This window comes from Chitinophagaceae bacterium (genome assembly GCA_016713085.1).
Classification (GTDB): Bacteria; Bacteroidota; Bacteroidia; order Chitinophagales; family Chitinophagaceae; genus Lacibacter.
The window spans coordinates 961,545-975,271 of the sequence record JADJPV010000001.1 but is presented as its reverse complement, the minus strand read 5'-3'; the positions used below and the strand labels follow the sequence as shown (position 1 = coordinate 975,271).

The following is a 13,727-nucleotide window of genomic DNA, read 5'->3' as shown; positions in this document are numbered from 1 at the left end:
TTCATCATTTGATCGTATTAGCAAGAGAGATATTTAACCAGATGCTCCTTGAGTAATTGTATTTGAAGGGTGAAAGTGCTAGATCAAACGCTTTTTCATAACCAGATGGGGAATAGTTAATTGAATAAAATCATCTCCTTCAATTTTATAACCCTGTTTCTCAAAAAAGTGTGCTGTAGATTTTCGGGCATGCATCAGCATGGTTTTGTATCCCCGGTCACGGGCAATATTTTCAGCAAAATTCATTAACGAAGCACCAATTCCTTTACCCTGAAGATTATTTTGCACGGCTATCTGGCGAAGTTTTACTGTCTCGCTATCAACAGGGATTAAAAAACAGCATCCAAGCATTTTCTCTTCCTCAAATGCAGCAATAAGAATTGCATTCTTTTCGCTTTCTAACTCTTTAGGATCAAATTGAAGGCCAAGAGGTTTACGTAAGATTTCATAACGTAAGTTCAGCATTTGCTGATATTCGGGAGTACCGTAATCAATTTGTTTCAGTGCCATAAAATGGATTAAGCAGGATGGACAAGTTACATTTTTTTATGTAAAAACAAACAGTTGTTCTACAATGGAAAAGTAAGAAGTATGGCGATAAAATAATAATATTTCCGGTGCGGCTGAAAAGGATATTTGAACTGCCTGAAAATGAGAGGTTTCAGACATTTTTAATAGAACGCTTGCTAATTGCTTAAAAACTCTATTTTTGCAACCTGTAACCAAATAATTACGACAATGTCAGACATCGCAGCAAGAGTTAAAAAAATCATCGTAGACAAGTTAGGTGTTGAAGAATCAGAGGTTAATCCTGAAGCTTCTTTTACAAATGATTTAGGGGCTGATTCATTAGACACAGTAGAACTGATCATGGAATTTGAAAAGGAATTCAACATCTCAATTCCTGACGAGCAGGCTGAAACCATCACAACAGTTGGTCAGGCAGTAGCTTATTTAGAAGAACACGCTAAGTAATTAAATACCGCTGCAAGCGGTATAAACCTCTCTTTTACCAGGCAACTTATGCAACTCAAACGAGTAGTAGTTACCGGAATTGGTGCCCTGACACCATTAGGCAAAACTCTTGATGAATATTGGGAGGGTTTGGTTAATGGTGTTTCAGGTGCTGATTTCATCAAACAATTTGATTGTTCTAAATTCAAAACAAGATTTGCCTGCGAGGTAAAAGATTTTGAACCTACAGCCTATCTGGACAGAAAAGAGGCAAGAAAAATTGACCGTTTTACACAGTTCGCACTGATCGTTAGTGATGAGGCTGTTAAAGACGCAGGCATCAATAAAGACAACGTAGATGTTGACCGTGTTGGTGTTATTTTCGCCAGCGGTATCGGTGGTTTAATCACCTTTCAGGAAGAAGTGGTTAATTATGCTTTGGGTGACGGTACTCCCCGCTTCAATCCTTTCTTTATTCCAAAAATGATTCTGGATATTGCTGCCGGACAAGTTTCCATGCGTCACGGTTTCAGAGGTCCGAATTATGCAGTGGTTTCTGCCTGTGCATCTTCCACTAATGCTGTTATTGATGCATACGATAATATCAGGCTGGGTAAAGCTGATATTATATTAACTGGTGGAAGTGAAGCTGTGGTAAGTGCTGCAGGACTTGGTGGGTTCAATGCAATGAAAGCGTTAAGTGAAAGAAATGATGATCCGAAAACAGCCAGCCGCCCATTTGATAAAGATCGAGATGGCTTTGTAATGGGAGAGGGTGCCGGTATGTTAATATTGGAAGATCTTGAACATGCATTAAAGCGTGGCGCAAAAATTTATTGTGAAATTGCCGGCGGCGGTGCAACAGCAGATGCTCATCATATTACTGCCCCTCACCCGGAAGGACTTGGCGCAAAAAATGTAATGACTGCTGCTTTAAAAGATGCGGGTATGCAGCCATCTGATATTGATTATATCAATGTGCATGGAACTTCTACTCCATTGGGCGATATAGCTGAAACAAAGGCAATTCTTACTGTATTTGGTGAGCATGCTTATAATCTGAACATCAGTTCTACCAAATCAATGACAGGTCATTGCTTAGGTGCTGCCGGTTCTCTGGAAGCAATTGCATGTGTAATGAGTGTAGTGCATGACATTGTTCCTCCAACAATCAACCATTTTACTGACGATCCTGAATTAGATGCAAAACTAAATTTTACTTTTAATAAAGCTCAGAAACGTACTGTACGTGCAGCTTTGAGTAATACTTTTGGATTTGGCGGGCACAATGCTTCAGTGATTGTAAAGAAATATTCCTGATTTCCTTTAGATTTGTTATCACATCAGATAAAGGAAGTGTTTCTTTTATAGTTGATGATGTATAAAATTTATGGTGCGGAACTTCGTCCGTCAAATATTACCAGCAAAAAACAAATTCGAAAGTAACCTTCGCAATATTCTGGGCTATAGTCCGGGGGATTTGTTATTGTACAAAACTGCATTAAGCCATCGATCAGTTAAAGAAGGAAGTGATCAGAATAATGAAAGACTCGAATTTTTAGGCGATGCTGTGTTGAGTGCAGCAGTTGCTCATTATTTGTTTAAAAAATATCCATACAAAGGAGAGGGGTTTTTAACGGAGATGCGGAGTAAAATGGTAAACCGTGCTACACTCAATGATATTGCCGTGCGGATGGGGTTGAAAAAAATTACAATTTATAACAAAGGGGATAATTCACTTAAGATTTCCCAGATATTCGGTAACACATTAGAAGCACTGTTAGGTGCTATTTATCTTGATCTTGGCTACCGCAAAACACAGAAGTGGATAACGAAGAATGTGATTGTTCCACATTTATTTATGGAAGAACTGGAGTTGCTGGAGATTAATCATAAAAATAAATTATATGGCTGGGCTAACAAAAACGGCAAAGTGCTTGATTTTGAAACATTAGATGAACGATTGGAAAATGGCCGCAGGCTATTCACAATCGGAGCCGTAATAGATGGAGAAGTAATTGCAGAAGGGAAAGCGTTTAATAAAAAAGATGCCAGCCAGATAGCATCGCAGCTTGCTGTTGAAAAATTAGGTATTGGGGTATAAATAAAAAACCTCCTTTGCTATAGCAGCAGTGGAGGATAAGAGCGGAGACGAAGGGATTCGAACCCTTGATACAGTTTCCCGTATACACACTTTCCAGGCGTGCTCCTTCAACCACTCGGACACGTCTCCTTTTGGACGGCAAAAATACAGGTATCACCTTTAGCCCCCGAATAAATTTTGAGCATTTGCAGTTGTGGCCTCAATGATTTCGAAAGCTGACAGATTTTTTGCTTCAGCAATTTTTTCAATTACATATTTTAAATATGCCGGTTCGTTTCGTTTACCTCTGAAAGGAACAGGTGTTAAGTAAGGAGCATCAGTTTCCAGTACAAGATGTGCAACGGGAATTTTATAAAGTACTTCAGTAAGATTTGCTTTTTTATAAGTAACCACGCCTCCAATGCCCATCAGAAATCCAAGATCCATTATTTGTTTTGCTTCTTCAATTGATCCGCCAAAGCAATGGAAAATCCCTTTCAATTGACCATTTTGGTTTTGCTTAACGATATCAATACAATCCTGTAATGAGTTACGGCTATGGATGATGATGGGGAGATTGTGATATAAAGCCCATTCAATCTGAAGTTGAAAAGCTTCTTTTTGTTCTTTTACAAATGCCTGGTCCCAGTAATAATCCAGGCCTATTTCGCCTACCCCGGCAAAAGGTCTTTTTTTAAGCCACTCTTCAACAAGTTTTAATTCATCTTTATAATTCTCCTTCACTGAGCAGGGGTGTAGTCCCATCATGGCAATACATTGCTCCGGAAAATGTTCTTCCAGCCTTAGCATATCATTAATAGAGCTGCTGTCAATATTTGGCAGGTAAAATTTAGCTACACCAACAGCATTTGCCCTGGTAATCACCTCCTTAATATCCTTATGGAACTCTTCAAGATAAAGATGGGTATGTGTATCTATAATATGCATAAGGGAGGCAAAATTAAGGTCTATTCCTTGGTGAGGGGAAATAATCCAGCAAAACAGACCGAGAACAGGAAATTCCAAAAAAAAATTAACAGACTTTAAACCAACCCAACCTCATGCAGTCTTTGTATTGTTCGTTTAATTAAAAACCTAAAAAAAGCGTATATCATGAAAACAAGCAACATTATTTCAAAAAGCACATTAGCATTCCTGCTCTTTGGTGCCCTTACATTTACTGCCTGTAAAAAAGAAAGCAGTTCTACGCAGGACGAAACAGCCACAGTTGAAAGCACTGCCAGTAACAGTGAGGCTGAAGCAGTATATGACGATGTATTTGACAATACCATGGGTATTGGATCTGAAACCGGAGAAGATCTGGGTATTACCGGCAGCATTGGTATTTATGGCCGCATGGAAGGAGGAAGCTATACAGGAAGGCTTGACAGCAACCGTTGTTTCACTATAACCGTTTTCCCTTTGCAGCACGGTGTATTCCCTAAAACAGTAACCATTGATTTTGGTTCTGGTTGTGTAGGTCGTGATGGTAAATTCCGTAAGGGCAAAATAATTACTGTTTTTACCGGTAAAATGCGTGAACCGGGCAGTAAAGCAACTACCACATTTGATGGTTACAAAGTTTACAGTGTATCTGTGGCCGGAACTCATGAGGTGACAAATAACAGCACCAGTAACAATAAAATTTTCACAACCAAGGTGATTGAAGGAAAACTTACCTGGAACAGTGGCCGTTGGGTAAAATGGGGCAGTGTAAGAACAGTAGCTCAAATTGAGGGGAATGGCACTCCATTTTGGCCTTTAGATGATATTTTCTCTATCACCGGTGGTGGCCGTGGCGAAAATAGTCGTGGTAACAGCTGGGGTCATGAGGTAATTGAGCCTCTAATTAAAAAGTTCACCTGTCGCTGGATTTCAAAAGGTGTACTTCGCATCAGATTCAACAGCACAAACGGCGTATTGAACTTTGGAAATGGCGATTGTGACAACAAAGCGACACTGACTGTAAACGGCAACATAAAAATCATTACTCTTCCCTAAGAAAAAACACTTGCATCTGATAAAAGAAATTGTACCTTAGCAACAGTTTTCATAGGGTACGGATTAAAAACGGGCCAGGGTTTCCACCCCGGCCCTCCTTTTTTTACAGCATTTTCTTACTTTATAGCTTCAAAACGGTAACCCTCACCCGAAAATTTGCGCATCATTTCTGTAAGGGCAAAGCACATATTGGGGAAAGCCTTCTCACTATCATGAAATACGATAATACTTCCGGGTTTGGTTTTCTTATTTACATACGAAAAACACTTTTCCGGGGTAATTGAGGTATCAAAATCGGCACTCAGAACATTCCACATAATTATTCTATACGGGGGATTCGCATTTTGCAGCAATTGTGCCTGGAACGACCTGATTTTTCCATACGGAGGTCTGAATAAGTCAGAATCTATCCATTTTGCGGCTTCTTTTACATTATTCAGCCAAAGTTCATCATCTGTTTTTGTGCCGTTAAGGTGATTATGTGTATGATTACCCACCCGGTGACCTTCGGTTAAAATGCGTTTATAGATGTCTGGATAAGCAGCAACATTTTTTCCGATGCAGAAAAAAGTTGCTTTGGCATTGTATTTTTTTAATTCATCTAAAACAAATGGCGTGGCAACAGGATGAGGCCCGTCATCAAATGTCAGATAAATGATTTTTTCTTTTACTTGTATTTCCCATATGAGGTTTTTAGGAAATAACATTCGCAGCCACCAGGGAGTTGTTACTATATACTGCATAACTAAAGTTACTGATGAAATGAATAACCTGTCAATTGAATGAGCTTCCCTTTATAATAAAACATCTTTCCATGTTTTATTATAAAGGGTTGTTGTGTTGATGGGGACAGTATTTCTTCGGCATAAGTTTTTTCTTTTCGATTGTCTTTTGTTGCGGTTACGCCATGTAAGATAGTTTCGGTACTGTATTTACTGATCAATGATGGCAGCGTTTGATAAAACAAATCAGCAGTTACAAATACATCAGCACCCAATACATGACTTCCTGTTGAAGCAATGATACCAACAATACTGCTGTCTCTTTTACTGAATTGCAGCAGAAAGTAGCGGAGATACTGATTACTTGTATCAACTGCTTTTTTATTTGTGAGCAGAGCAGCGTAGGAAGATGATGATGTTTGACTGTTTGCTTTCAGTAGTTTTCGTATTTCATCCCACAACTGTATTTGGTTATGCGCAGAGTCAATGATTTTTTGCAACCCCGCAGCAGCACTTCCTTTATACTCAAATTTTTTTTCATGGGTGCTCCATCTGTTTTCTTCAATACAGTAAACGGGAATAGTATATTGCTGTTTGCCTGGTGGTAGAATTGTATCTTTTGCAATAACCCTGTCCTGTCTGCCACCTGATATAATATCTCCGCTTTTAAGAAACAGATGCTGATTACTTTTATTTTCAATAAGCAGGACGTTGATATTATCAACCATATAATTCCCCCTCTCTTTTATTTTTACAGAACCTTTTTGTAATCCCTGCTGCAGGGTAATTACAGATTGTTTTTGAAAGCTGCTGTCATTCCTCCCAATTCCCGTTCGCTTAATCGGAATGAGTTTAAGATTTTTGAACAGGATGGCACTGTCGTACTCCACAACAAGAGAAGGATAAGTAAATGATGATTGTGTAAATGCATCAATTGACAACAGGCCAAACAGGAAAAGGAAAAAGGGTTTCATTGATCTTTCAAAGTAAGTGATTATCTCTCATCTGCAAAAGCAGACGAACTCTTTATCTTTGCGTTATGAGTGTAAGAGTAAGATTTGCCCCCAGTCCCACAGGTGGATTGCATTTAGGCGGCGTACGAACAGTATTGTACAATTATTTATTTGCCAAACATCATGGCGGTGAGTTTGTGTTGCGTATCGAAGATACCGATCAGAGCCGTTTTGTAGCGGGTGCAGAAGAATACATTTTCGAATGTTTAAAATGGTGTGGGTTGCAGCCTGATGAAAGTCCCCAGAACGGTGGGCCTTATGGTCCTTACAGGCAAAGTGAGCGTAAGGAAATGTACCGTAAGTATGCTGAAATACTTGTAACTCACGGCCATGCTTATTATGCATTTGATACTCCCGAGGAACTGGACAAAATGCGTGAAGAAAATAAAACGGAAGAAAACCCATCGCCACAGTATGATCACCGCATCCGGAAAAAAATGCGGAACAGTTTAACGCTTACAGATCCAGAAGTAAAAGACTTACTGGAAAAAAACACCAGGCATGTGATCCGCATCAAGATGCCGGAAAATGAATTGGTAACTTTTACAGATATGATTCGTGGTGAAGTAAGTTTTCAAACAGAGCTGGTGGATGATAAAGTGTTATTGAAAGCAGATGGAATGCCTACGTATCATTTAGCAGTTGTGGTTGATGATTATTCAATGAAGATTACACATGCATTTCGTGGGGAAGAATGGCTGCCCAGTGCACCTGTGCATCTATTGCTATGGAAATATTTGGGTTGGGAATCGTCCATGCCGAAATGGGCTCATCTTCCATTGATACTCGGGCCAAGCGGAAAGCTCAGTAAAAGAGATGGAACGAAGTACGGCTTCCCTGTATTTGCCATGAACTGGACAGATCCTAAAACAAATGAATTAACGGAAGGCTTTAAAGAAAAGGGTTTCTTACCTGAAGCATTCATTAACCTGCTGGCTGTACTTGGCTGGAACGATGGAACGGAAAAAGAACTGTACAGCATGGACGAGATGATTGCCGGCTTTGATATTAAACGTGTACACAGTGCAGGTGCTAAATTTGATTATGAAAAAGCAAAGTGGTTCAATCATGAGTGGATTAAGAAACTGGATGTTGAAAGCTTAAAGTTGAAAGTAAAAGAAGTTCTTTCAACAGAACATATTCAGGTGAGCGATGATGCATTTTTAGAGAAAGTGATTGAGCTGGTAAAAGACCGTTGCACATTGTTGCCCGATTTTATTCAGCATGCTGGTTTCTTTTTCAAAGCACCAACAACATTAGATGTTGATGCAGTAAAACCCAAATGGAATGAAGAGAAAAAATTGTTTTTTGAAAGCTTCATGACAAAACTCCATGCAATTAATAATTGGGAACTGAGTGTAATTGAAACGGAGTTTAAAAATCTTGCAACAGAAAAAAATATTAAACCCGGTGAACTGCAACTGCCCATGCGCATCATGCTGGTAGGTGGAAAGTTCGGTCCGGCTGTATTTCAGATTGCTGAATTAATTGGTAAAGAAGAAACAATCAGCAGAGTTGAAAATGCATTGAAACAGTTTTAAAAAGAGGCGGCTTGCCGCCTCTTTTTATTGTTCAGGTTTTGAAAACCAGTTACGGTATAATCGCTTAAATAAAGGCTCAATTAATATAATAAGAACTACTATTCCAGCTATTTCAGCAATCAATAAATGAAAATCTTTTTTTGTACTGTAATCTGCCGGATATGGAGTTAAGCGATATTTATCCTTTAACAGCTCATAATAAAACGAAACACAGATCAGGGGAAGAAATGATGTGAAGATTGTAATTATATTGATGGCTATTCCTGTTACTGCCATCCTTTTTTTGCTGTTAAATCCAAGGGTTGCTACTGCAAAGAAACAGATGTAATATAAAAGCATCATTATATACATCCCTTTTTCATTAAACCTGAAAAAAGCCATTATTAGCGCTGATAAAACAAGCAGGATTATCCCTGTAAGTATAGAAAGGAAAAATGTTTTAACTGTTGAATGCCTGAAAATAAAAATCAGCAGGGTAAAAACAAGTGTGAGGTAGAGCCAAACCCTGAATCTGGAATCGTTATTATCCTGCCAGCGATATTTCTTTTGAGTGATATTTGAAATACTTGCATTGACTTCAGGCAAAATATATCTTCCTTCAATTAGATTATAATAGCTTGTTTTTCCATGGGCGACTACCATGTCGCTATAGTAGTAATCCCTTTTATTGCCGATATATTTATATTTTTTGATAAGCTGATTCAATTCTTCTTTTACTTTGGCAACATCTGGTCGCTGGTAATTTTTAATAATAAGGTGGTATAATTGAACTGAACTTAAAACTTTTGCAACAGAATATTCATCGGTGGAGTAGGTTGTCAGGAACGTATAATTCGGACAATCGAAAAAGTGATAAACTGAATCATTGACCTGTACAACACTGTCTGCAGTCAGTCGTTTATTTCTTAAATCTGCTGTGTCAATAATAATATATTCATTTTCTGAAGTACTTTCATCTGTAGTAGCCACTACTTCGTCATCTTCGTAATGTCTGCCGTTTACAGAATCCCTTACAATGTATTTTGTTTCTCTCCAGATATGAGGTATCGAATCAAATTCCAGCTGGCAGATTTTAGAATTGATTGCATTAATGTCATTTACAATTTCATCATTCCCAAATGCTTTGTTTGCCCTGATTGATTCTACAGCAGGGGGATATAGCCTGGTAAAACCATCAATCCAATCGCAATAAAATAAAGTAGAAAAGGTTTTAGCCCGTCAAATGGATGAGCTGCGCCGAAGCGTTTAAAAACATTAAACCGCAGTAGATAAATGCACCAGACAATAAAACCAAGAACGGAGAGAATGCCGGTAAGTGTAGTCCAGATAAAAACACTGCTATCGCTGCGGACATCATCTGGAACAATAAAACAAAGCAAAGTTAAAACCAGCACAAACAATAGTGAATAGTACGCTGCCAGATGTGTTCTTGCTGTCCATGTAACTGGTTTGTTGAGTAACAGGTAATCATCGAGTTTGTTGAGGAACGTTGGTGCCAGTGGTCGTTTCGGTTTCATATTGTGCAGCGCTGTTATTAAAAGAAGCGTTTGGTTGAATGAGTGATGTCTCTGAAATAGCTTACGGTAACCTTTTGTTTGATAAGTTGTTCAATCAGTTTCTGTGAGCTGCAATTGTCGGCACTTATCGTATAAAACCCGCCATTAAACTGAATAGTTACCTGCTGTTCATTTAATGCCTGCTGAAGGGCTTCTTTATCTGCCGTTGTTTCAATCTCGATAACGGTGCTTTTTTGTAAATCTGGTGCAGAATCTGTTAGGTGATTTATGCACTTGCCATTTTTTATCATCATTACGGTATGTGCAACTTTCTCAACTTCATGTAACTGCTGTGAGCTGAGTATAACGCCCATTGGATGATTTCTCCAAGCTGTCATGTACCGGAGATCAGTTAAGATTGTTTGTTGTGCTTTGATATCGAGGTTTGCAAGTGGTTCATCTAAAATCAGTAACTGCGGTTTTTGTAATAAAATTCTTGCCAGCTCAAACCGGGTTCTGTAACCACTGCTGATTTGTGTCCAGTTAAGACTGGAATATTGGGTAAGGCTTAAACGTTCAAGCATAAAATCAACCATCACTTCGTTTGTTTCGCCATGCATACCTGCAATGGAAGCACTAAAATGCAGATTGTCCTTCAGCATTCCATACCAGCGTGGAATCCGTTGAGGAATAAAAGCAACATAATTTTTTATGTTGTAGTAATCGGGATTTGATAAAAGACTGTAGTGAATGTTACCATTGTCAGGGTACAACTGTCCTGCAAGACAGCGGAGCAGAGTTGTTTTGCCATTGCCGTTTTCGCCAACCACTCCAAGAATATCACCATTTTGAATACTCAAACTGATTGTGCTAAGTTTAAAATTTCCTTTTGTATAGGTTTTTGAAACGTTTACAGCTTCCAGCAGCTTGCTGAGTGTATTGTTTTCCGGTTTCAATGCGGCTTCAGCTTTGTTAAGGAGATTGGCGGTTGCTGAAAAAAAATCATCATTTAATTCAACATTATTTTGATCAGATAAAACAGGATTCCATTTCCTGCTCCATTGTGTTGCTTCCCGGATGATGCCGAGATCAGCACTGTCATAACTTAAATCAAGCATTCTGCGTACAGCAAGTGAGTAGTCCTTATTTTAAGATGTTCAAGAACTTCGTTGTTAATGGAAGATTTCATGGTTTAAAGTGCAGTGTTTAAATGAATTTACAGGTAAAGATGGTTAATTCAATGAATCTGTTAATAAGAAGTTGGAAGTAAATGTTAAAATATCAACCCTGTTTCCTGATCAGTTCCATCAACTCAATAAAAGAAGTTGAACCAAGTTGTTCAATCATCATCCTGTCCATTTCATCTAACTGAAATAAACCTTCTGTATTCAGTTTCACCTGTTCGGGTGTGCGGATGCCGGGAATGATGGTTGATACTTCCTTGTAGCTGAGAATATAACTCAAAGCCAGTTGTGTTTTTGTGCAATTGTATTTACTGCATAATTTCCATACAGGCTCAGTTGCAGTTAACGTTGCATCAATTACTTCTTTTGTTAAACGGTTTTTGCGGTGATCATTATCTGAAAAAATTGGCTGCTTATCCACCTTCGCCCAAGCTTCGGCGGACAAGTCAAACTTACCAGTAAGCAATCCAAACTGTAAAGGCATCCTTGCAATAATGCCATAACCTTTACTGGCTGCAGTTTTCAGTAAGGACAATGCTTTTTGATTGATGATATTCAGTGCCAGCTGAAATCCATTGCCAAGATTGTTCTTTATCAGAAATTCTGCATCTGCATCGGCTTCAAATGTATTAAGCGATAATCCCCAATAACGAATCTTTCCCTCTTGCTGCAATTGATGCATCACTTCAATACATTCGCCATTTTGCAAATGGCCTAACCTGGCAGTGTGTAACTGGTAATAATCAATTACATCTCTGTTCAGTCGTTTTAAAGAAGCTTCACATGCAGCGAGAATGTATTCTTTTGAATAATCAACCGTAAACTGTTCGTTTCTGGAAACATTACCAACCTTGGTAGCAATCACAACTTCTTTGCTGTTGCCGATTTCTTTGCCGATCATTTTTTCTGAATGACCTAATCCGTAAATATCTGCCGTATCAAAAAAATTGATACCGGCATCCAATGCAGCATGAATGGCTTTTACCGAAACAGTATCATCTGCATCACCCCAGCCAATGGCTGTTGTTCCAATCATGGCACCGCCACCAATGGCCCATGCGCCAAAACCGATTTCGCTCACGGTTAAATCTGTGTTCCCGAATTTTCTGCAGTTCATGCTGTAATTTACCACATAGGAATTATCTTAACTCCATGAATTTTTCGAAGTCAAGCTGGCCATTAATTTTTTTTCTGGCCGTTATCAAATTTGCATTGCCTTTTTTTCTGCAGCATCCCATTTATGAATTACACAGGGATGAGTTTCTGTATTTAGAACAGGGTCACCACCTGGCATGGGGCTATATGGAAGTGCCGCCCATGCTTTCCTGGCTGTCATGGCTTACGCATTTACTGGGCGGTGATTTCTTTTGGGTAAAATTCTGGCCATCTCTATTTGGTGCATTCACACTGGTTATTACATGCAGGATGGCTGTTGAAATGGGTGGTAAGCTGTTTGCTGTTTTAATTGCCGGACTGTGCATCATGTTCACTGCCTATCTGCGGTTACATTTTTTATTCCAGGCAAATTTTTTAGAAGTATTCTGGTGGAGCTTAAGTGCATATTTTATTCTCCGTTATATCAACAGCAAGCAAACCAGGTATCTCTACTGGATCGGTTTTGCATTTGGCTGCGGATGGTTGAGCAAAAATTCTGTTTCGTTTTTCATCATTGGATTTGCTGCGGCTTTGTTACTTACACAATACCGTTCACTTTTTTTGAATAAGCATTTGTATGGAGCAGGATTGCTTGCATTCATCATTGCATTGCCAAACCTTCTCTGGCAATACAATCATAACTGGCCACTGCTGCACCATATGGAAGAGTTGAGGGAAACACAATTGAAGTTTATTAATCCTGTTGATTTTTTAACAGGACAGGTGTTGATGTATTTTTCTGCTTTTTATATCTGGATGATTGGGTTGATCTGGCTATTCACCGAAAGAGGTAAGGAATACCGAATGCTGGCATGCGTCTATCGAACTGTTATTATTTTACTTGTGTTATCAAGGGGAAAAAATTATTACTCATTGGGAGTTTATCCTATGTTGTTTGCTGCGGGCGCAGTGGCGTTGCAGCAATGGACAAACAACCGGTTTAAGTGGATAAGATGGGTTACCGCTGCATTGATATTGGGTGTAACGTGGGTGATTGTGCCAATAGGCATGCCCGTTTGGGAGCCTGATAAATTAGATGCTTTTTACAAAAAGGTAAAGACTGAAAATACCGGAGCATTGAAATGGGAAGATCAGCTGAAGCATTCACTTCCGCAGGACTTTGCTGATTATCTTGGCTGGAAAGAAATTACTTCAAAGGCAGAAAATTCTTATCAGTCATTACCTGCTGCAGAAAGAGACAGTACCGTTATTTTTTGCCGGCATTATGGATTAGCAGGGGCCTTAAAATATTACGGAAAAGATCAGCGGTTTAAAGAAAAAGTAATCAGTGATAATGGGTCTTTCCTGCATTGGATTCCTGATGATCTGAGTTTCAAGCATCTGCTTTTTATTGGCAGAAGAATGCCGGATAAAGATGATGAAGTGTTTCAGCATTTCGAAAAAGTAACCATTATTGATTCGGTTACTTACAAGCATTCACGGCAACTGGGAGATAAAGTGATCTTTTTCGAAAGGGTTGATTCAATTGGATCGAAACTGGCAACAGAAGGGTTGAAACAAATGAAACTGCGGTTCAATCTCTGATTCAGGGATAATCTTTATTTATGTTTATCAGCT

Annotated in this window: 14 protein-coding genes and 1 tRNA gene; 6 read left to right on the top strand and 9 right to left on the bottom strand. The window is 38.9% G+C overall.

Translation table 11 applies throughout. The annotated features are described in order from the left end of the window. Window positions 1-78: 78 nt before the first annotated feature. Window positions 79-510, bottom strand: a complete 432-nt coding sequence (locus IPK31_04685) for a GNAT family N-acetyltransferase (GenBank protein ID MBK8087291.1) — start codon at window positions 508-510, stop codon at window positions 79-81. 228 nt (window positions 511-738) lie between these two features. Here IPK31_04685 and IPK31_04680 point away from each other — a divergent pair, with 228 nt between their 5' ends. The 3 genes from IPK31_04680 (at window position 739) to rnc (ending at window position 3,058) form a co-directional block, all read left to right on the top strand. Beyond that, window positions 739-975: an acyl carrier protein gene (locus IPK31_04680; GenBank protein ID MBK8087290.1), complete on the top strand. Its 237-nt coding sequence runs from the start codon at window positions 739-741 to the stop codon at window positions 973-975. Between the two features lie 48 nt (window positions 976-1,023). Next, window positions 1,024-2,274, top strand: a complete 1,251-nt coding sequence (fabF, locus tag IPK31_04675) for a beta-ketoacyl-ACP synthase II (protein MBK8087289.1) — start codon at window positions 1,024-1,026, stop codon at window positions 2,272-2,274. Between the two features lie 70 nt (window positions 2,275-2,344). Then, window positions 2,345-3,058, top strand: coding sequence for a ribonuclease III (gene rnc, locus IPK31_04670; protein ID MBK8087288.1), 714 nt, complete (start codon window positions 2,345-2,347; stop codon window positions 3,056-3,058). Between the two features lie 42 nt (window positions 3,059-3,100). Here rnc and IPK31_04665 read toward each other — a convergent pair. Next, window positions 3,101-3,187, bottom strand: a tRNA-Ser gene (locus IPK31_04665). Between the two features lie 30 nt (window positions 3,188-3,217). Then, window positions 3,218-3,985, bottom strand: a complete 768-nt coding sequence (locus IPK31_04660; GenBank protein MBK8087287.1) for a TatD family hydrolase — start codon at window positions 3,983-3,985, stop codon at window positions 3,218-3,220. A gap of 165 nt (window positions 3,986-4,150) precedes the next feature. On the opposite strand from IPK31_04660, the gene IPK31_04655 reads away from it, so the two are divergent. After that, window positions 4,151-5,038 (top strand): hypothetical protein, encoded by an 888-nt coding sequence (locus IPK31_04655; GenBank protein MBK8087286.1) that lies wholly within the window; start codon window positions 4,151-4,153, stop codon window positions 5,036-5,038. A 116-nt stretch (window positions 5,039-5,154) separates the two neighbouring features. Here the strand turns inward: IPK31_04655 and IPK31_04650 are convergent, their stop codons facing one another. After that, a complete protein-coding gene (locus IPK31_04650; GenBank protein ID MBK8087285.1) occupies window positions 5,155-5,781 on the bottom strand; it encodes a polysaccharide deacetylase family protein in 627 nt (208 codons plus the stop codon). An 8-nt stretch (window positions 5,782-5,789) separates the two neighbouring features. Beyond that, window positions 5,790-6,734, bottom strand: coding sequence for a hypothetical protein (locus tag IPK31_04645; GenBank protein MBK8087284.1), 945 nt, complete (start codon window positions 6,732-6,734; stop codon window positions 5,790-5,792). Between the two features lie 65 nt (window positions 6,735-6,799). Between IPK31_04645 and IPK31_04640 the strand changes: the two genes are divergently transcribed. Beyond that, complete coding sequence (locus IPK31_04640; GenBank protein ID MBK8087283.1) at window positions 6,800-8,314, top strand: glutamate--tRNA ligase; 1,515 nt, start codon at window positions 6,800-6,802, stop codon at window positions 8,312-8,314. A 24-nt stretch (window positions 8,315-8,338) separates the two neighbouring features. On the opposite strand, the gene IPK31_04635 is transcribed toward IPK31_04640, so the two are convergent. From IPK31_04635 to IPK31_04620, 4 genes are all read right to left on the bottom strand, one after another. Further along, entirely contained in the window at window positions 8,339-9,283 is a 945-nt protein-coding gene (locus IPK31_04635) for a hypothetical protein (protein ID MBK8087282.1), read from the bottom strand. A gap of 173 nt (window positions 9,284-9,456) precedes the next feature. Then, entirely contained in the window at window positions 9,457-9,831 is a 375-nt protein-coding gene (locus IPK31_04630) for a hypothetical protein (GenBank protein ID MBK8087281.1), read from the bottom strand. Window positions 9,832-9,848: 17 nt separating this feature from the next. Beyond that, entirely contained in the window at window positions 9,849-10,928 is a 1,080-nt protein-coding gene (locus IPK31_04625) for an ABC transporter ATP-binding protein (protein MBK8087280.1), read from the bottom strand. A gap of 163 nt (window positions 10,929-11,091) precedes the next feature. Beyond that, entirely contained in the window at window positions 11,092-12,075 is a 984-nt protein-coding gene (locus IPK31_04620) for an aldo/keto reductase (protein MBK8087279.1), read from the bottom strand. Window positions 12,076-12,146: 71 nt separating this feature from the next. Here IPK31_04620 and IPK31_04615 point away from each other — a divergent pair, with 71 nt between their 5' ends. Beyond that, a complete protein-coding gene (locus IPK31_04615) occupies window positions 12,147-13,694 on the top strand; it encodes a glycosyltransferase family 39 protein (GenBank protein ID MBK8087278.1) in 1,548 nt (515 codons plus the stop codon). Window positions 13,695-13,727 lie beyond the last annotated feature (33 nt).